The sequence below is a fragment of the Kitasatospora sp. NPDC032757 genome, from assembly GCF_055579305.1.
Genome location: NZ_JBVINN010000006.1, coordinates 21,771 through 39,776, shown reverse-complemented (window position 1 = coordinate 39,776; position 18,006 = coordinate 21,771). Strand labels below are relative to the sequence as shown.

Genomic DNA, 18,006 nt, shown 5'->3' with positions numbered 1-18,006 from the left:
GGGCCCGGAGACGAGGTGTCCGGGCCCGCACCGGCTCCGGTGCCTAGGCTTCGGTGCGGTCGATCTCGTTCTCCCGGACCAGCCAGAGCGCGAGCGCCGCGCCGGTCAGGCTGACCAGGCCGCCGAGCAGCAGCACCGTGTTGAGGCCGTCGAGGAAGCCCGCGCGGGCGGCGTCCTGGACGGCCTGCCGGGCGGGCTCGGGGACGGCGGCCAGGGCCTGCTGCAGGCTGCCGGAGGAGGAGGCCTCGATCAGTTCGCGCGGGTGGGCACCCTCCGCGGTCGGTGTGCCCGCGGTGAGTTCGCGGACCTTGTCGGCGCCCCGGCCGACGAAGATCGCCCCCCAGACGGCGATGCCGACCGCGATGCCGACCTGCCGGAAGGTGTCGTTGATGCCGGCCGCCATGCCGCTCTTCTCCTTCGGCACCACGCTCACCGCCACGTCCGCGATCACCGGGTTGATCAGGCCGACGCCCGCGCCGGCGACGAGGAAGCCGGCCAGCAGGCCCGTCCAGTCGTCGTCGGGCTGGACGTCGCCCATCAGCAGCATGCCCGCGCCGATCGCGACGAGGCCGACGCAGAGCATCAGCCGGGCCGGCACCCGGGAGAGCATCACGCCGGCCACGGGGGCGACGAGGAAGCTGAGCGCCGTGATCGGCAGGTAGCGCACGCCCGCCGCGAACGGGGAGAGCCCGAGGTAGTTCTGCAGGTAGAGCGTCAGGTAGAGGAACAGGGCGAAGAGCGAGCTGGACACCGCGAACGCGGCCAGCTGTACGCCGGTGAACGCGTGGCGGCGGAACAGCCCCAGCGGCAGCATCGGCTCGGGGACGCGGAGTTCGATCACCACGAAGGCGGCGAGCACCACGGCCGAGCCGATGAACAGCGACACGATCAGCGTGCTGCCCCAGCCCTCGGCATTGCCGCGTACCAGCGCCAGGACGAGCAGGAACAGCCCGGTGCTGAACGTCACCACTCCGGCCCAGTCGACCCGGGTGGCGTTCGGGTCGCGGCTCTCGGCCAGCTTGAGGTAGGTGACCACCAGGGCGGCCGCCCCGATCGGCACGTTGAGGTAGAAGATCCACTCCCAGCCGAGCGCGTCGGTGAGCGCCCCGCCGACCAGCGGGCCGACCGCGACCGCAACACCGATGGTCGCCCCGTACGCGCCCATCGCGGTGCCGCGCTCGCGGCCGGGCGGGAACTCCTGGGCCACGAGCGCGAGCGAGACCGCGAACATCACGGCGCCGCCGACGCCCTGGACGGCCCGGGACACGTTGAGGAAGGTCGGGTTCGGCGCCAGGGCGCAGAGCAGCGAGGCGCCGGAGAAGATCACCAGGCCGACGGCGAACGCCCGGCGGCGGCCGAGCCTGTCGGCGAGCGAACCGGCCGTCAGCACCAGCGCGGCCAGGGAGAGCGCGTAGGCGTCGAACACCCACTGGAGGTCGGTGAAGCTGGCGCCGAGGTCCTTGCGGATCGACGGTAGGGCGACGTTGACCACCGTGATGTCGAGCAGCAGCATGAACGTCGCGACCGAGACGGCGATGAGGGTCCACCACTTGCGTTGCACGGCAGCCGGTCTCCTTGGCCTGCCGACCGGGGTTCGGTCGGGACGGCACCGACCGTATGCAACGGGGTGGCGTAAACCCGGGCAAACGCGGCCGATCGGGGGTTTTTAGGCCCTGTCCGGCGGAGGGGGGAGACGGCTGCCCGGCGGCGGGCGGCCCGGCTCAGGGATCGTTCCGGCCCTGCTCCGTCACCGCGCGGGGCCCGCTCCCGCGCCCCCGTCTGCCGACCCCGGCCGCGCAACCCCGTGGTCAGCTCCCGGCGGCGCCGAGGGCGGCGGCCACGGCCGGGAGGCGGCCCATGGTGTGGGCGACGGTCAGGCCGTCCATGTAGTCGCGGGCGTGGACGATCAGGCCGTCCCGGACCCGCAGCACCAGCAGGCCGGGGAAGCTGAACGGTTGGCCCGTGGTGGTGAGTTCGCCGCGGACGAGCTGCTCGGCGACGATCACCTCGGGGTCGGCGCCCTCGTGCGTGGCGACCTCGCGGATCTCCAGCGGCTTCGCGGGGCTGGCGTTCCAGGCCGCCCGGTAGGCGGCGCGCACCTCCTCGCGGCCGTGGTAGGCGGCGGGCATCCCCGGGAAGAGGAAGGGGAGTTCGTGGACGCCGTCCTCCGCGTAGAGGCCGGCGAGGTCGTCGGCGGACTTGTCGAGGATGGCCTGGCGATAGCGGGCCAGGACGCTGCGGGCAGAGGTGCTGTCCGGCATGGCGCGGACTCCTTCCGGTCGGCTGCTGTGGTCGGCGGGCCGATCCTGCCAGAGGCGCCCGGCGTCCGGGGGCGGAATCACGGCGCCGGTGATCACTGCCGGGGCGATTGCCGACGCTCCGTAGTCGGGAGGTCTCGATCTGCCAACAAGTGTGCGAACCGTGTGGGCACTGTGTCGCCGATCTGATGGAATCACGATCCTCTTTCAAGTGGAACGGAGTGTTCTCCCTCATGGATTCACGGATGCGCGGCGGCCGTCGCGGACTGGCCTCCGTCGCCGGACTCGTCCTCACCATCGGCCTGGCCCTGACCGGTTGCGACCCGGAGACCGGTGGCGCCGCGGCGCCCGCGGCCGCCTCGGCGCCCGCCGTGACGGCGCAGGTCACGCCCAGCACCACGGCCCCCGTGCCGACCACCCCCGTACCGGCCGTCCCGACCCCGCCCGCGCCGGCCCCGGCCGTCCCGACGCCGCCCCCGGCGGCCACCGCGCCCGCGTCACAGCCGCCCGCGCCGACCGCGGCCAAGCCGCAGGCGCCCGTCACCAAAGCCGCGCCGGAGCCGAAGGCGACCACCGTCAAGCCCCCGGCCGACCCCGAGCCCGAGGCAGTCCAGACCAAGGCCGCCGCCGGCGACTGCGAGATCCGCTCCAACGCCGGCAACTGCTACCAGGCCGGGCAGTTCTGCCGTAACGCCGACCTCGGCAAGAGCACCCATGAGGCCGGCGGCCGGGTGATCTACTGCCGGATGGTCAGCGGCAAACCGCACTGGCAGGCGTGACCATCGTCGTCGGCGGACCGTCCCGGGCGCCCGTGGACCACGTGGCTCAGCCGAAGAGAATGTCCGTCATCGTGCCTGACCAAGTGGCCCGCACCCGTCCGCGGGGTGCGGGCCACCAGCCGGACGTCAGGCCTGGAACTGCGGGACGACGCGGAGCGAGCGCAGGACGAGTTCTCCGATGACGGGCTGGTCGACGCCATCGACATGAACAAGGGAGGTGAGCTTGCCCGGGAAGGCGTCGATGACGGCCCAGGTCACCGACGGGGTGAGGGACTCGTCCAGCAGTGCGACCGTCACGTCCTTCTTCTCGACCGCGTTGAGGTTGATGGTGCCGATCCAGTCACAGAGGGCCTTGTAGCCCTCGGGCGAGCCGTGTCGCAGGGAGACCTCGACCAGATGCCTCTGACCGGGCATCTGGTACGAGGTCCCTGTGCCGTCCTTGTACTCGATGACCTCGTAGGCCACCTCCAGCCCGGAGATGTCGCAGAACAGGTAGTCCTGTCCCTCGACGGTGAGCTTGTAACGGTAGGCGGGCGTGGACATGGGGGCTCCCGGGGCCGGCCGCACCGCGGTGGGTGCGGTCTGTGCTCGTATCTGGCGACGCTATGTTACTGGCCGTCAACCATGAGTGTCTCCGGGTCGCGGTGCCGGGCGCGACGACTGAAGCCGGCCCGCGGCTTCTCCCAGGGCAGAACGCCGCTCCCTTCCCCCGGGGCCCCGGATCCTTAGGCTGGAGGGGTGAGTACTCATGCGCCGAACGAAGCCCGCGTCATCCCCCTGCGCCCGCAGACCTCGTCGCCCGGTTCCGGTGGGGCGAACCGCGCCCCGCTGCGGCCGGCGGGGGCCCCACGGACGCCTGCGCCGAGGGAACCCCTGTGGCGCGACCTCGTCGGCGATGTGCTGCGGCGCGAGCGGCTCGCCCAGGAGCGGACGCTGAAGGACGTCGCGGAGGCGGCCCGGATCTCGGTGCCGTACCTGTCGGAGCTGGAGCGCGGGCGCAAGGAGGCCTCCTCCGAGGTGCTCGCGGCCGCCGCCCGGGCCCTCGGGCTCGGCCTCGCGGACCTGCTCTCGCTCGCCCAGGACGGGCTGGCCCCGAGCCGGGCAGGCCGGGGCCGCACCTCGCCCACGGCGCAGTACAACGGCCTCTGCCTCGCCGCCTGATCGGACCTGACCTGACCTGACCGGCAACCGGATCGGACCGACGGCCGGTACGGCGGGGCTCACCGCCGCCGTACCGGTCACGTCCGCGCGGGGTCAGCGGGGTCAGACGAACGCGAGCCGTCGGCTCAGCACCTCGTCGGCGATCCCGTAGGCGACCGCGTCCTCGGCGGTGAGCACCTTGTCCCGGTCCATGTCCGCGCGCAGCGTCGCCACCTCTTGGTGCGTGTGCCGGGACAGGATCTCCTCCACCTCCGAGCGGATCCGGACCATCTCCTTGGCCGCGAGGCTGAGGTCGGAGACCGTCCCCTGCCGCCCGCCGCTGGCCGGCTGGCCGAGCAGCACCCGCGCGTGCCGGAGCACGAAGCGTCGCCCGGGATCGCCGCCGGCCAGCAGCACCGCGGCCGTCGACGCCGCCTGACCGACGCAGAACGTGGAGATCGGCGCCTGCACGAACGTCATCGTGTCGTAGATGGCCATCAGCGAAGTGAACGATCCACCGGGCGAGTTGAGGTAGATCGAGATCTCGCGCTCCGGGTTCTCCGACTCCAGGTGCAGGAGTTGCGCGATGACCACGTTGGCGACCCCGTCGTCGATCTCGGTGCCGAGGAAGATGATCCGCTCGTTCAGCAGCCGGCTGAAGACGTCGTAGGACCGTTCGCCCTGCGCGGTCCGCTCGATGACGTAGGGAACCGTGTACGACCCCATGTCACAGCCCCATCCGTCGGCGCGACGAGGCCGGGCGGATGTCGGCGAGCGACTCCACCACCCGGTCCACGATCCCGTACTCCCTGGCCTGCTCGGCCGTGAACCAGCGGTCCCGGTCGCCGTCCCGGGCGATCGTCTGCTCACTCTGCCCGGTGTGCTCGGCGGTGATCCGCTCGATGGCCCTCTTGGTGAACTGGAGGTTCTCCGCCTGGATCTCGATGTCCGCGGCGGTGCCGCCGATGCCCGCCGAGGGCTGGTGCATCATGATCCGCGCGTTCGGCAGCGCGAACCGCTTGCCGGGCGCGCCCACGGTGAGCAGGAACTGGCCCATGCTGGCGGCGAACCCCATGGCCAGCGTCGAGACGTCGTTCGGGATGAGCCGCATGGTGTCGTAGATGGCGAGGCCCGCGGTGACCGACCCGCCGGGGCTGTTGATGTACAGGCTGATATCGGTGCGCGGGTCCTCCGCCGACAGCAGGAGCAGCTGCGCGCACACCCGGTTGGCCGACACGTCGTCGACCTGCGTGCCGAGGAGGACGATCCGCTGGGCGAGCAACTGCGCCGCGAGGTGGTCGTCGAAGCGGCTGGGCGGCGTGTCGCCCTCCTCCGCGCGGGGTGCGAGCGTGGTGAGTGAAGTCATCTGGTCTCCTTGCCGGGGCGGGATGCCGTCGACTCCACTCTTGACCCCGGGAGACCCCTGGATGCCGTTTCTCTGCCCACCGCAGATTCGCCACGGGCAGAGCCGACGACTCAGCCCGTCCTGCCTGCTGCCGGACGGCGGCCCGTCGAACTGCACCTGCGGCCTCGACTACCTGAGCGCTGAGCCCTTAGGGCGTCCGCCAGTAGGTCATCGGCTGCGGGGGCGGCTGTCCCGGCGGTAGAGAGTCCAGGCGCGTCGGATCAGGCAGCGGACGGTGATGACAGTGCTGGCCAAGGCGATGAAGAACTCGACAGGGGCTCTTCGTCGCTCGGTGCAGCGGCGAAGCTTGCCGAAGTTGTTCATCCTTGGTTGGGGTGTCGGCGTCCCTGCGGTCAGGCGGACTTGCCCGAGCTGAAGGCTGCTGCCGCGATGCGGAGGACGTAGGGGGCCTCGGCGCCGGTCAGGCCGGTCGGGTTGAGCGAGTAGACCAGGTGGCGGCTGGTGTCTCGGGTGGGGCACTCCTACGGTTTGGTGGCGGTCTTGAACCGGAAGCCGAAGAGGCCGCCGGTTTCGTGGCCGTCGGTGAGCCGGGCCCGCTGCGGATGTACGGCTCTGGATCGAATCCGCGTCGAGCGGCGACGCCGAGAATGCCGGTATTGATGGTGACGAGACCCCGCCGCTCCCGGACCCCCAGACCTCCGTCAGTGACGGGCTGAGCCCCCGCCCCGCGGGACCGCTCGGAAGACCGACGGAGCGGGGCTTCCGGGCTCATGCGACGAGCGCGTAGCTGGCGAGTCGTTCGCGTTTCCGCTGGCCAGGACCGAGGTGGAAGCCCGTACATCTACCCCACCGCACGAAGTGCGCGGTTGGGTCCGGGTAGCGAGGTCGATCGGGCAACCATCGCCCGGACTCGGCTTTTGAGTACACCTCCAGCGTCAGGCCCCTGTCCCTTGAGCCGGTTCAGGACCACCGCATGACTCTGCATACAGTTGATCACCACACGGGCTCGATCTCGTCATCCGTGTGTAACGAGTTGCTCTACGAGGAAACCGCCGTCGGGCAGATGGATGTGACACGGGTGAATACCGGTGAAACACCTGGTCACACCTCTGGAGGACATCATGAAGCGCAGGACCGTCCGTGGAATCACCATCGCCGTGGCACTGGCCTCGGCCGGCACCCTACTGCTCTCCGGATGCGGGCCGGAGAACGACAGACCGGGCTCCAGCGACGCTGCTGCCCCGCCAGCCTCCACCACCGCGGCCCCAGTCACCGCGGTCCCCTCGGCAACCTCCACACCTACGGTCTCCGCTCCCGCCTCGACCGCCCCACCGGCGTCGCCGGGTAGCGCTCCCTCCGGTGGCGCGGCCGCGCATTGTGCCGCTGCGGACGTGACGGTCTCCTCGGCCCAGCAGGCCAAGATCCGTCCCAGCGGCACAGGTACCGGCGCGGTGGTCATCGGCATCACCAACACCTCCGGGAGCGCCTGCACTTTGGAGGGCTTTCCGACCGTGGCCGGTGCAGGTAACGGCTCGCCGGACAAGAACGTGCCGCTGACCGCCAGCCAGACCGGCACCGCCGCTCCGGTCCGGCTCGCACCGGGCGGGAAGGCCTGGACGAAGCTCACCTTCGTCCAGGTCCAGGGCGAAGGCGATGGTTCTTGCACCTCCGGCACCGACCCCGTGGTCTACCCGACGCTGGTGATCGGCGTGCCCCAGGCCGGAAAGCACCAAATCGGCCTGGACAACGGCCAGATCGCCGAATGCGACAACAAGGTCACCGTCACCCCGCTCACCTCCACCCAACCTTCCTGAACCGCTGGAGCGGGCCGGATGTTCAGGGACGGAAGTCCCTGTCGTCGGCCTCCGGGCCGGCATGCCCATGTGCCGCCGGACGGCGACCACACAGGGCGCGGCCTGGCGGGGCCGGGCAAGACGAACGAGTGAGCCTTTCAGAGCAGCCACCGATCGGGTGACGGCCGGGCGGTCGCGGACCGAGGAAGAACGGACAGGGCTCCCAAACAGTTGAGTGAGGTATCTGACGTCTCAACTCTTCTGCCGGGGAGCCCTGCTGGTTACCTATCCTGCCGCAATGGCCCTGCCGCACGCGCTCGCGGTCACCGAAGTCAGCCAGCACAGAATGTCAGGACCCGGTGTGACGCCCCAGGCCAGAAGGCCCGACGGGTCGACGTCGAGAGCCGCGCGTCCGCCCTCACGCTCCCCCGTGTAGCGTACGCAGGTCACCCAGTCGGTGGCCTCAGGCAGCGGCGGGGCCTCGTGCTGCGGGTCTCAGGCGTCGCCCAAGCGACGGTAGATGTCCTGCAGGGCCTCCACGGCATCGTTCACGGCCTTGCCGGCGTCGCTGTGCGGGCTGGGGACGACCGAGAGCTGGACCCAGTCGGCGCCGTGGCAGCCCTGGGTCCTGGCCATCAGGACCTTCCCGTCCCTGATCTCGAGTTCGCGGAAGCCGCCGGGGCCGAGGGCCGGCATGTCCTCGAAGGTGAAGGCGGGGCCCAAGGACGGGTTCTGTTCGGAGTCCCGGTCGTGCCGGGCCTTGGCGACGAGGGCGCAGCGGTCCTCCGGTGACCTGGCGGTGTTCGGCCCCGGCAGCTCGCGGGTGAGGGAGACTCCGATGCCCCCCAGGCCGCCAGGTGTGCTGACCTGGCATCCACCGGCGGTCAGTTCCGGTCCGGTGCCGCCCTGTTCGGCGCTCAGGAGCCGGTACTCGGGACGGGTGAACGGGTTCGACGGCAAGTAGTCCAGCGTGTAGCCGGGCGCGTACCGGGTGAGGAAGTCGGGCCCCAGGAGCGTGCAGAGGTCGGCCCCGGCCGCCGGGACGATGGCATCGGCCGGCAGCGGGCGTTTGGTGGCGGTGGCCGCGGTGGCCGTGGCGGACGGGCCGGATCCGTCGGGAGCGCCGGTAGTGATCGAGCAGCCGGAGCCGGCGAGGACGGCCGTGCCCAGCAGCGCGGCCAGGGACGCCCGGCGTATGTGGTGGTGTGCGATGAGTTGTTCCCTCGTGTTTCCTGTTGTCCCACTGCGTGTCATGGCCGGTGCCACCCAGTCTCCATGATCCGTAGCGTCTACGGTGGCGGCGGCCGGGTCTGCTGGGCCTCCGGGACCGAGGGCCACATCGGCGCCTGGCTGAACGTTGACCAGAGCGGCACCCTGTCGGTCTGGTGGATCGACGACGACGCCCTGAGGGCCGCGGAGGCGTCGATGGGCATGCCGTCGACCAGCCTCATGCAGGCCTCGTTCGACGTCGTCATGGCCATCGCGGCCCGCACCCCGTCCTTCTCCAGACTTCGCGGTGTCTCATGAGACACCGCGAACCCGCCCACGCCATCGGCAGGGTGATACGCCCGGTTTCGCAGGCCACCGTCAGGACCGGTCAGCCCGCCCGGACCGCTTCGCCCGGGAACGGAATGTCGTGGGTGCGCGCGGCGAACTCCTGGTCGTGGAAGTCCGCATCGTCGGACACGGCCAGGCCTTCCACTGGTTTCATCGCGCCACCGCCACCGCCACCGCCGACTTCGGGCCGGAAGCCTCGGCAAGGCTGGTGAGGATGGAGCCGGACCAACTGCTCTCCCCGAACACGCTGACCGGCATGGCGAGCACGCCGTACTCGCGCTGGAGCGTCTCCGCCGGGATGTCAACCGGGAAGAAGTAGTTGCCGGGACAAGTCCGGCTCGCCGTGGGAATCGCCCCGAGCACCTCGTCCGGCAACCGTTCGAACAACCGCTCAGCCCGTGCGGCCAGTTCGTCGACGACCTGCCGGGGCACGTCACTGTGCTCGGTCAGCAGACAGTCGGCGAGCCTCAACTGTGCCGGCGTCGGCGGATCCGCCCGGAACGCTTCGGCCAGTTCGGCTTGTTCCGGACCCAGCAGGACCACGCCGAACGTGCGTGGCCACAGCCACCCCTTGGTGACCGAATGCAGCAGCACTGTACGACCGGTGTCCAGCAATCGCCGTGTTCCGACGGCGAACGGGGCTCCCAGGTCGTAGACGCTGTCGATCAGCAGGCGGCGGCGTGGTGATTCCTGCAGCCACGAGATCACCGCGGCGCACTCGGCATCGGACAGGTACCGGCCGAGCGGCTTGCTGGGGTTGGCGAGCAGCAGGTACTCGGGCCGGTCGTCCGCCGGCGACCCCGGCAGGGCCGGCGCCGGCAGCGTCGGGTAGGACGCGGGTGCCAGGCCCGCCGCGCGGGCCAGCTCGAAGTACACCGGGTACACGTCGCTGGGCAACCACAACCGCGCTTGCACGGCGCGCAGCCACTGGAACACCACACCGAGCCCGTGCCGGACCCCTCGACAGACCATGGCGCGGCCGGACCACTCTTCCGGCAGCTCGAACCGCCGCAGCCAGGCACGGGCGAGATCGCACCGGTGCACCGTACTCGTGTCGGCCGGCGGTTCCGGTCGCAGCGGAGCAAGCGCCCGGTACACGTTGGTCTCGGCGGCGTCCAGAAGCGACGAGGAAGCACTGAGTTGCCGCTGCCGGAATTCCTGGAACTCGTCGAACCTCATGCCGCTGCACCTTCCGCCACGATCTCGCTGGCCCGGTCCTCCAGGGAGGCGTAGCAGCGTCCGTCGGCCAGGACGTTCCAGCTGCGCGCGATCCCGCTGGTGCGTTCCCAGAGCAGGCTGGGCTCGGTGTAAGCGGCGATCCGCATCGGCCGGCCGTCCCAGCGGCCGTGGTAGACCGGCGCGCCCCAGGGCAGGCGGCTCGCCCGTTCGAAGCCGTGCTGCTCGGCGAACCGGGTGACGACGGACAGCGAAACCTGGTGCTCTCGGCTCCAGACGTTGGCGGCGCGGTCGAAGTAGAGTGACTCGGTGCTGGTGGAGACGTACAGCTCTTTGAAGCAGACTTCCTCGACGCCGAGATCCGCGGCCCACGAAAGGTAGTCGGCGACGCCGGCCGCATCGGCCACGCCGCCGCGCTGGAGCACGCAGATCAGCCTCATCCGCAGGCCCGGCCAACGGTCACGTTCCACGCGCCAGGTGTCGACCACGGAACTCACCGGCGTGCGCAGCATCATCAGCCGCTCGCTGACGGCGTCGTCCTGATGGTGCCGGGAGACCGCCAGCACGCTCAGGCCTGCGGCGCTCAGGGCTGCCAGCCGGCCGGCCCTGTCAGCGTGCTGGCCCTTCGCCAGGGTGTGCGCGTTGGTGATCAGGACGACCTTCGGGAAGGCCGCCGAGCAGGCGGACACCAGCCGCAGCTGCTGTTCGAACGGTATGAGCGTGGGTTCCCCGCCGCCGGTGATCACTGCACGCTCGGCACCCGCCGCACGGGCGCGCTCCAGCCAGTGGGCGACCGCGTCCCACGGGACCCGTGCCGGCGCTTGGTCGCTGGAGATCGAAGCCGAGGAGAAGCAGAACGAACACCGGGCTTGGCAGGCGGAGGCCACCGGCAGAAGCGAAACCGAGCGCGGTCGCACGTCGGCGTAGCGGCGCAGTGCCGATCCGTGCAGGTGCAGGGAATCCGCCATCGCATCCTCGACGGTCGTCGGGCGCAGAGTGAACTCGTCGCCTACGTGGTCGAGCTCGTGGACGGCCGACAACCGGATGCGAGCCTCGTGCAGTTCCATGCCGAGGCCGGTCGACACGTTGGGCATCAACTTGTCGGGGTCCACCGTGGTTTCCAGCACCAGCAGCCGGTCGCCCGGAACGGCCAGACGGTCCAGCAAGCGTCGCGCCTTGCCGATGCCGATACCCAACTCCGAACGGGTCAGCAGGTGGAACCGGTCGGGATGGGTACTCTCCGGAATCCCCTTTTTACCGTAAGTGAACGCGTACTTGTCGAAGCCCTTCGCGAAGTTCGACAGCACGATGACGTGGAAGCGCTGGGCACTACGGTTCATCCCGTCATCATGCACGAACGGGCTCGCACTGATCGTTGCCACCCGGGATCTATGCTCCGGCGGCACGCGGTCGACCCGCTGAGCCGGTGGCAGGTGTCACCCGACCTCATTCAGACGGTCCGGCTCGTGGTGTCGAAGCCGGCCACCAACGCCATCCGGCACCCGGGCGCGGCCCAGCCGGAGACCTTGACCTCGGCCGAGCCGGCAAGTGTCCGGACGTTTACGCTCGGGCTGCAGCTTGTCGGCCCACAGGTCGTCGTCCAGGTGGCCGACCACAACTCCCGTCCGCCGGTGCGCAAGGTCGCGGGCCTTGACGCCGAGAGCGGGCGCGGGGTGTTCCTGGTCGAGGCGATGAGCAACCGCTGGGGCCACTACCACCCGCCGACCGGCGGCAAGGTGGTCCGGGCCGAGTGCGGCCCCGGCAACGTGTAGCCGGGGCCGGCCGCTCCAGCCGGCGCCCAGGGACGACCCGGCCGCGGCGACGCAGTCGACCGGGGGCTCATCACCGACCCGGTGCTGATTGGCCGGGCACTGGTGGGCCTGCGCCAACTGTAGGCGCCTATCCCAGCGTGGCGCCGCGCTCCTCGGACAGAGCTTCGAGGCCGTACCGCGCCACGTGGTCCGGGTTGCCGAGGTCGATGGTCCGGATGCTCTGAGCGGCCAGCCGCTGGTTGATCTGGTCCAGGTGCTGCTGGACGAGCTGCTTTTCGGCGTCAGTGGTGCGGCCCTTGTGGGGCTTGCCGGCGTGCTCCAGGCTGGCATAGTTGATGCGGTCCTTGGCGGGTGCCGGCGGGACCTGGCTGGGGAAGGTGCGTGTCACGCGCTTGGCTCCGCGCAGCACCCCGGCCATGGGACCGGCTGACGCCAGCCGGTTGAACGTCTCTGCCTCCATGACGACGCTCTGCGGCTCGCCTGAGTCCGGGTAGTGCAGTTCGAACGTCACCAGGTCGAGTGCCAGCTCCTCCACCGTGGACAGCTCCTCGGCGAGGGCCTCGATCTCGACCGGGCCGTCTTCGAGGTCGGGGTGCTCCCGAACGACTATGCGGACCAGCTGGGCATCGTCTTCGACGTGCTTGCCGGTCAGGTCCGAGAAGCGGATGACTTTCTGGCCCATGGGTTCCTCTCCTGGTTGCCTTGATCGAACCGAGAGCTTACGCCCCGAGCCGGGGTCGCCGGATGGCCCAGCTGGACCAGGCCAAGGCTGAGGCAGAACGTCTCATCTGGCCGACCGGCCATCTGACGGTCCACCTGCTGGTGATGCCCTCCCTGCCATTCGGCGCACACCGGTCCCTGGTCACCACCAGCAACCGGGCACCGAGCGACTGGTATCCGCTCTTCCCCAACCCCGTCGTCGCCGAGCAGCGGGCATCGAGCATGCCCGCCGCCAGGACTGGAGTGAACCGACCATGCATCCTCGTCACCTGTGGAAGCGCCTCACCGGCGCGGTCGTCCGCCGCGGCATCGGCGCCACCATGGGCGCGCTCGCGCTCATCGCCGCCTTCGTCCTCGCGGGCACCGCCACCGGTACGTCGAACGCGGCCGCCCAGCCGGCCGGCGTCACCGGCGTCGGCCAGTGGTCCTGCGCTGGCGCTGCCATCCCGGACGGATGGGTCCTCACCGCCTACACCGGGCCGCCGGGCGCCACCTTCCCCCGCGCGCCGCGCACCGGCCAGTACAGCTGGGCGGGCGCGGGGCGGTGCTGACGCCCCGCTGGGGTTCGAGGCGGTGCTGCGGCCTGCTGCGCCCCGTTGTCCGGGCTGCTGGGCCTGGCCTGCTGTCCGGGGTGTGTCTGCTCCCAGCGGTGATGACCGGGTCGCCGGGCTCGTGCCGGACGGCGCGGGATCGACGACGGGGTACGCCGAAATCCGGTTGACCCGCCAGTGAAGGATGGGGAGCGTGATTTCCAAGGAACGAGCGGTCGAGCTGGTCGAGTCCTTGCTGGCGCGGGAGCGGCCGGCCTGGGCATGGGCGAGGCTGATCCCGGAGCTGGCGGTCTACGCGGTCGAGGAGCGGTCGGTCGGGTGGCTCGCTTACTGGACCTCGGCGGAGGGCGCTCGTAACCCTGCTCTGCGCGGGAACCTGCTCGGCGGCCCTTTACTGGTCGATCGGGAGGACGGGAGCATCCACTTCGTTCCCGGCAGCCGCTTGACCGATGACTGGGAGGAGGACTACCTCTGGCAGGTCAAGGGCATCAGGGTGCCCGACCCCCTCGCCGCGGACGTCCGCCGCCTCGCGGACTCGGTCGGGACCGCCGCCGCCATGCAGCACCTTCGCAAGCAGGCCCCTCGGATGAGCCTGCAGGAGGCGAAGGCGTATGTGACGATCGTCAGCGACGGGAGTGAACCGCCCGAGGAGCTGGCGGGCATCACCCGCAAGCCCAATCCCGACCTGGGCCCGGTCGAGACGCTGGCCGGTCCGGTCCGGTAGCAGTCCGGCTGCCCTGCCCGGCCGGGATCCCGTCGGTCAAGGCAGCCTTGATTGGGGCTCCGCCTGTGGCCGACTGGCACTGCCGGTGCCAGGTATCGGTCCCGGTCACAGGAGGGGACCGGCTGCTGCCGTCGGGAGCTCCGATCACGGGCGAGAGTGCACCTGGTTCGGCCCGATCCCATGGACCGGCCAGGACAACAGGACAAGCTGACGGTGCCCCGCTGCCACCTCGGCCGAGATGAGTGCCGCCCCGGCTGACGTTCCGTCTGGGGGGCGTCGTTGCGGTCCCGCGGTCGGGGACCGGTGCCGGGTCGCTGACCGGCGGGTCCGCCGTCGAGGTCTGGCTGCGTGGCCGGGGTGTCAGGGCCTGCGGTCCGTGGCTGTGGCCTGCGTTATGGGGAGTGGCTGTCCTGGGCTGCAGGGGGACTGACACTTGTCACTCCCGGCGTCTACCGTGGACGGATGGCTGCTGAGGGCGGGGGCACTGCGCGGCGGGTCGGTCTGCTGTATGTCGCGCTGAATGTGGTGGCGGTCGGGCTCTGGGTGCTGGTGCACTTCGGGGCGCAGACTCTGGCGGGCGCCGGGCTGGTGGGCGAGCGCGGAATGTTGAAAGTGACGGACTGTCAGAATCGGTCGTACTCGACCGATCACGGCGGCAGCGGTACGACACACCACTGCTACGGCGACTTCCGGCCTGACGACGGCGGGCCGGTGGTCGAGGGCGTCGAGCTGAGGGGTGGTTCGGGTGATGCGTACCTGATGCCGAACTCGTGCAAGGGCAGCCACCCGGACAAGCCCTGGTGGTGCGGGGGTGAGCATCCGGACTCGGTGCGCGCCCGGTACGTCCATGGCGATGCCTGGATCTGGGGCGGTGGCGTGGTCCTGCCGACCGGGGTGGCCCTGATGGGGGTGGCGGTGGTCGGCGCGGGTCTGCTGATCGCCTCCCGCACCCTCAAGGAGCCCCGGCCGCGCTGGTTGGGCAGGGTCCCCGCAGTGCTCTGGGTGTTGGTGACCGTCGGGTTTGCGCTGACCATGCTGGCCATGGTGACGGAGAGTTAGGCGGGATGGTTCATCCCTGGAGGAACCATCTACGAACGGACCAACCCGCGCGCGCCCAGGTAACGGTGTTGGCGCTCTCCGGTTTTGACTGTGACACACATTTCGTGACGATCACTGTCCCGGCTGGGGAGTGGCGAAAGGCCGTCCAGGGCCGTTTTGGAGGCCGCCGCGTGCCCACTTGCCAGAGAGTTCACAGCACGTACCGGCGGCGTCTGGCCGACCGGCCGTTTGGCGGCCGGCTCGTCGTCCTGAATCTGCGGGGCCGCCGGTTCCTCTGCGGGAAGCCTGTACGTTTACCCCAGGCGGCGAAGTTGGTGACCAGTGCGGCCGCGACGGTGCCGACCAGCCCCGGCGGCGCGTCGCCGCCCGGTGCCAACTCGGGTCGCAGCTACTGTAGTTGTGCACTGATTCGCTGGTTCACCGTGCTCGCGCCCTCGCTTCGGATCGGCCCCCGGGAGCCATTCCTATCGCTTTGCGGGGGCCTCGCGGGTGGCGACACGGGCGCCCGCGCGCAGGTCCGTCCGGTGGGCTGCCCATGCGGAACCCGAACACGGCCATGTTCATGCCCATTGTCGCCCGGCCGACAGGCGGCGACGATTTCCACGGTGCGTTCCTCGGTGATTTCGATCGCGTCATTCAGCGAGAAGCGGACCGGTTTCCGAGGGATTCCGGTGCCGTTCGCGCCGGTATCTCCGACGCATTCGGCGTAGATGATTCGGTCGGCTGTTCCGGGTTCCGGGCAAGGTCGCCGCGCAGTACTCTGACTCACCCCGCGGAGCACGCGGGCGGGTTGGGGGGAAGATGAGAGCCGGGAAGGTTTCGGTGGACGAACGCTATGCGCTGGCGCTGGGGTGCCGCGTGAGCGTCGAGGCCGGACTCAGCGCGACCAGGGTCAACTGGAGTGTCGGCCATATCTCGGGAGAGGAAAGGACCCGGCCGGAGCAGGGTGACAAGGTCGTCCCGTTCACCTGTCACCGGTGCCGCCGCAATTTCTGTGCCACGGTCGAGAGCCGTGCCAAGGCCCGCTCGAAGCGGCTGGTCTATCAGGCGGTGGGGTGGGCGTTGTTGATTTCGCTGCTCGTCACCGTGCCCATGGTCGTCCACCTGGGTGGGCAGACCGTCGACGAGAACGATCCCGGGGCCACGGACCAGTTGGGCATTCTCCTGTTGTTGGCGGCCCTGGGGTTCATCGGCGGGCTGACATTCGTCCAGGTCGGCCGGGCGCACGCCGGCGTCAGGAAGTTCCGCCTCGTCCGCGCGAGCGGCAAGCGGACCGTCTGGGTCGAGGGGCACCGGCTGTTCTGATCACCGTGCTCGGCCGGGTGCGGCCCGGTGCGGCCTGCCCGTGCGTGCTCAGCGCGCGTAGCGGGCCAGCAGGAGGTCGACACCGGAGGTGATCTGGTGGGCGAGTTCGGCCTCGCCGAGGTCGGCGTCGGGGGTGAAGGTGGCCATCAGCTGGGGGACGCCGAGGGTGGCGGCCACGAGCTGCTGGACGGCGAGCTCGGGTTCGGGGGTGTCCAGTCTGCCGAGCTGGTCCAGTTCGGCGAAGGCCTCGGCGAGCGGGCCGTTGATCATGTCGTAGCTGAGCCGGTACCAGAGCTGGCCCAGCTGCGGGAACCGCTCCGTCTCGCCGATGACCAGCCGGCGCAGCGACATGATGTCGGGGCGCAGCAGGATGCGGGCCCAGGCGGTGGTGAGGTCGATCAGCGCGGCCCGCAGGTCGGGGGCCTCGACGATGGTGGAGGTACAGGACTCGAGCCCGGCGTAGGTGCGGGGCAGGATGCCGCCGATGACGGCCAGGAACAGGCGTTCCTTGCTGCCGAAGTGCTTGTAGATGGTCGCCTTGGAGACGCCGGACCGGCTGGTGATCGCGTCCATGGAGGCGGCCGAGTATCCCGCGGCCAGGAATTCGGTGACCGCCGAGTCGATGATGGCCTGGCGCTTGCGCTGGGCGGCGTCGGTGGGGTCCGGGATGATCGGGATGCCGTATTCGTCCGTCGCGTCAGCCGTGCCTGCCGTGTCGACGCCCATGGCGGTGTCCTCTTGCGTTCTGGTCCGGAGCGGGGATTTCTCAGTATATGAACTGAACGGTTTGGTTCGCAAAGGCGGCGAAACGGACGCGCCGGACGGTCGGCCGGGCTCACCAGGGGAGCCGCCCCATCAGGCCGAGGCCGAAGTCCTGCTGGGCCTGGCGCAGTTCGGCGGCGGTGTTCATCACGAAGGGGCCGCTGCGGGCGACCGGCTCGCCGATCGGCTCGCCGGCCAGGACCAGGACCTCGGCCGCCCCGCCCCGGGCCTCCACCGTGAACCGCTCGCCGTCCTGCGCGAGCACCGCGAGGTGGCCGTCCGGGAGCTCCGCATCGGGGGTGGCGGCCTCGCCGGACATCACGTACAGCATGGCGTTGTGCCCGGCGGGCGCGCTGAAGTCGGCCCGGGCGCCGGGCGCGAGGCGGGCGTGCACGACCAGGACCGGCGTGTGGGTCCCGAACGGCCCGGTGGCGCCGTGGGTGCTGCCGGCGATGACCGTCAGCTCGGTGCCGTCGTCCGTGGTGACCACGGGGAGGTCGCCGGCCTCGGCGTTCTGGCTGCGCGGCGGGACGGACTTGAGCCGGGCCGGCAGGTTCACCCAGATCTGCAGCATGTGCTGGAGGCCGCCCTCGGCGAGGAAATCCTCGGTGGGCAGGGCCTCGTGGACGATCCCGGAGCCGGCGGTGAGCCACTGCACGCCGCCGCCCCGGACGACGGCCCGGTGGCCGCGGGAGTCGGCGTTCGCGATGTCACCGGCGATGACGTACTGGATCGTCTCGAAGCCGCGGTGCGGGTGCGGGGGAGCGCCCTTGGCCTCGCCCGGCGCGAGCTCGACCGGGCCGACCTGGTCGACCATCAGGAACGGGTCGAGGAAGGGCAGGTCGGCGGTGGGGAAGGGGCGGCGGACCGGGAAGCCCGCGCCCTCGTAGGTGTGGACGGGGCGGACGACGCGGACGGTGGACCGCGGGGTGGGGGTGGCGTGGGTGGTGGCCGCGGAGGTGGAGATGGCGGTGGTCGCGGTGGCGGTGGCGGTGGCGCTCGATGGGGTCATGGCTCGAATGAACTACACGATTCAGTTCACTG

20 protein-coding genes and 1 pseudogene are annotated in these 18,006 nt (G+C 70.6%); 9 read left to right on the top strand and 12 right to left on the bottom strand.

Annotation, left to right across the window (positions count from 1 at the left end; genetic code table 11):
- Positions 1-43: 43 nt before the first annotated feature.
- Both ACZ5WK_RS11025 and ACZ5WK_RS11020 read right to left on the bottom strand, forming a co-directional pair.
- Positions 44-1,561 carry an MFS transporter gene (locus ACZ5WK_RS11025; RefSeq protein ID WP_465547040.1) on the bottom strand — a complete coding sequence of 506 codons (1,518 nt, stop codon included), beginning with the start codon at positions 1,559-1,561 and terminating at the stop codon, positions 44-46.
- A 247-nt stretch (positions 1,562-1,808) separates the two neighbouring features.
- Positions 1,809-2,261 (bottom strand): nuclear transport factor 2 family protein, encoded by a 453-nt coding sequence (locus ACZ5WK_RS11020; RefSeq protein WP_465547038.1) that lies wholly within the window; start codon positions 2,259-2,261, stop codon positions 1,809-1,811.
- 242 nt (positions 2,262-2,503) lie between these two features.
- On the opposite strand from ACZ5WK_RS11020, the gene ACZ5WK_RS11015 reads away from it, so the two are divergent.
- Positions 2,504-3,037, top strand: coding sequence for a hypothetical protein (locus tag ACZ5WK_RS11015; RefSeq protein WP_465547037.1), 534 nt, complete (start codon positions 2,504-2,506; stop codon positions 3,035-3,037).
- 126 nt (positions 3,038-3,163) lie between these two features.
- Here the strand turns inward: ACZ5WK_RS11015 and ACZ5WK_RS11010 are convergent, their stop codons facing one another.
- The gene (locus ACZ5WK_RS11010) at positions 3,164-3,580 is read right to left on the bottom strand and encodes a phage tail protein (protein ID WP_465547035.1); all 417 of its coding nucleotides are present in this window, start codon (positions 3,578-3,580) and stop codon (positions 3,164-3,166) included.
- Positions 3,581-3,775: 195 nt separating this feature from the next.
- Between ACZ5WK_RS11010 and ACZ5WK_RS11005 the strand changes: the two genes are divergently transcribed.
- On the top strand, positions 3,776-4,198 hold the full coding sequence (locus ACZ5WK_RS11005) for a helix-turn-helix domain-containing protein (RefSeq protein WP_465547033.1): 423 nt from the start codon (positions 3,776-3,778) through the stop codon (positions 4,196-4,198).
- 102 nt (positions 4,199-4,300) lie between these two features.
- On the opposite strand, the gene ACZ5WK_RS11000 is transcribed toward ACZ5WK_RS11005, so the two are convergent.
- From ACZ5WK_RS11000 to ACZ5WK_RS10990, 3 genes and pseudogenes are all read right to left on the bottom strand, one after another.
- Positions 4,301-4,903 (bottom strand): ClpP family protease, encoded by a 603-nt coding sequence (locus tag ACZ5WK_RS11000; RefSeq protein ID WP_465547032.1) that lies wholly within the window; start codon positions 4,901-4,903, stop codon positions 4,301-4,303.
- A 1-nt stretch (position 4,904) separates the two neighbouring features.
- Positions 4,905-5,543: an ATP-dependent Clp protease proteolytic subunit gene (locus ACZ5WK_RS10995; RefSeq protein WP_465547030.1), complete on the bottom strand. Its 639-nt coding sequence runs from the start codon at positions 5,541-5,543 to the stop codon at positions 4,905-4,907.
- 207 nt (positions 5,544-5,750) lie between these two features.
- A pseudogene (locus ACZ5WK_RS10990) lies at positions 5,751-5,906 on the bottom strand (IS5/IS1182 family transposase); the annotation flags it as partial.
- Positions 5,907-6,664: 758 nt separating this feature from the next.
- Here ACZ5WK_RS10990 and ACZ5WK_RS10985 point away from each other — a divergent pair.
- Positions 6,665-7,357: a DUF4232 domain-containing protein gene (locus ACZ5WK_RS10985; RefSeq protein WP_465547238.1), complete on the top strand. Its 693-nt coding sequence runs from the start codon at positions 6,665-6,667 to the stop codon at positions 7,355-7,357.
- Between the two features lie 474 nt (positions 7,358-7,831).
- Here ACZ5WK_RS10985 and ACZ5WK_RS10980 read toward each other — a convergent pair whose 3' ends face one another.
- Positions 7,832-8,590, bottom strand: coding sequence for a hypothetical protein (locus ACZ5WK_RS10980; protein WP_465547028.1), 759 nt, complete (start codon positions 8,588-8,590; stop codon positions 7,832-7,834).
- A 21-nt stretch (positions 8,591-8,611) separates the two neighbouring features.
- Here ACZ5WK_RS10980 and ACZ5WK_RS10975 point away from each other — a divergent pair, with 21 nt between their 5' ends.
- Positions 8,612-8,863: a hypothetical protein gene (locus ACZ5WK_RS10975; protein WP_465547026.1), complete on the top strand. Its 252-nt coding sequence runs from the start codon at positions 8,612-8,614 to the stop codon at positions 8,861-8,863.
- A gap of 180 nt (positions 8,864-9,043) precedes the next feature.
- Here the strand turns inward: ACZ5WK_RS10975 and ACZ5WK_RS10970 are convergent, their stop codons facing one another.
- Positions 9,044-10,072, bottom strand: a complete 1,029-nt coding sequence (locus ACZ5WK_RS10970; RefSeq protein ID WP_465547025.1) for an aminotransferase class I/II-fold pyridoxal phosphate-dependent enzyme — start codon at positions 10,070-10,072, stop codon at positions 9,044-9,046.
- The gene (locus ACZ5WK_RS10965) at positions 10,069-11,451 is read right to left on the bottom strand and encodes a radical SAM protein (protein WP_465547023.1); all 1,383 of its coding nucleotides are present in this window, start codon (positions 11,449-11,451) and stop codon (positions 10,069-10,071) included. The genes ACZ5WK_RS10970 and ACZ5WK_RS10965 overlap by 4 nt, the downstream gene beginning before the upstream one ends.
- On the opposite strand from ACZ5WK_RS10965, the gene ACZ5WK_RS10960 reads away from it, so the two are divergent.
- On the top strand, positions 11,419-11,841 hold the full coding sequence (locus ACZ5WK_RS10960; protein ID WP_465547021.1) for an ATP-binding protein: 423 nt from the start codon (positions 11,419-11,421) through the stop codon (positions 11,839-11,841). The two genes, ACZ5WK_RS10965 and ACZ5WK_RS10960, sit on opposite strands and share 33 nt — an antisense overlap.
- A gap of 127 nt (positions 11,842-11,968) precedes the next feature.
- Here the strand turns inward: ACZ5WK_RS10960 and ACZ5WK_RS10955 are convergent, their stop codons facing one another.
- Positions 11,969-12,523 (bottom strand): hypothetical protein, encoded by a 555-nt coding sequence (locus tag ACZ5WK_RS10955; RefSeq protein ID WP_465547019.1) that lies wholly within the window; start codon positions 12,521-12,523, stop codon positions 11,969-11,971.
- A 292-nt stretch (positions 12,524-12,815) separates the two neighbouring features.
- Here ACZ5WK_RS10955 and ACZ5WK_RS10950 point away from each other — a divergent pair, with 292 nt between their 5' ends.
- From ACZ5WK_RS10950 to ACZ5WK_RS10935, 4 genes are all read left to right on the top strand, one after another.
- Complete coding sequence (locus tag ACZ5WK_RS10950) at positions 12,816-13,112, top strand: hypothetical protein (protein WP_465547246.1); 297 nt, start codon at positions 12,816-12,818, stop codon at positions 13,110-13,112.
- 184 nt (positions 13,113-13,296) lie between these two features.
- A complete protein-coding gene (locus ACZ5WK_RS10945; protein ID WP_465547018.1) occupies positions 13,297-13,836 on the top strand; it encodes a YrhB domain-containing protein in 540 nt (179 codons plus the stop codon).
- Between the two features lie 462 nt (positions 13,837-14,298).
- Positions 14,299-14,895: a hypothetical protein gene (locus ACZ5WK_RS10940; protein WP_465547016.1), complete on the top strand. Its 597-nt coding sequence runs from the start codon at positions 14,299-14,301 to the stop codon at positions 14,893-14,895.
- Positions 14,896-15,717: 822 nt separating this feature from the next.
- Entirely contained in the window at positions 15,718-16,200 is a 483-nt protein-coding gene (locus ACZ5WK_RS10935; RefSeq protein ID WP_465547014.1) for a hypothetical protein, read from the top strand.
- A 48-nt stretch (positions 16,201-16,248) separates the two neighbouring features.
- Here the strand turns inward: ACZ5WK_RS10935 and ACZ5WK_RS10930 are convergent, their stop codons facing one another.
- Positions 16,249-16,926: a TetR/AcrR family transcriptional regulator gene (locus ACZ5WK_RS10930; protein WP_465547013.1), complete on the bottom strand. Its 678-nt coding sequence runs from the start codon at positions 16,924-16,926 to the stop codon at positions 16,249-16,251.
- A 109-nt stretch (positions 16,927-17,035) separates the two neighbouring features.
- On the bottom strand, positions 17,036-17,974 hold the full coding sequence (locus tag ACZ5WK_RS10925; RefSeq protein ID WP_465547011.1) for a pirin family protein: 939 nt from the start codon (positions 17,972-17,974) through the stop codon (positions 17,036-17,038).
- Positions 17,975-18,006: the final 32 nt, after the last annotated feature.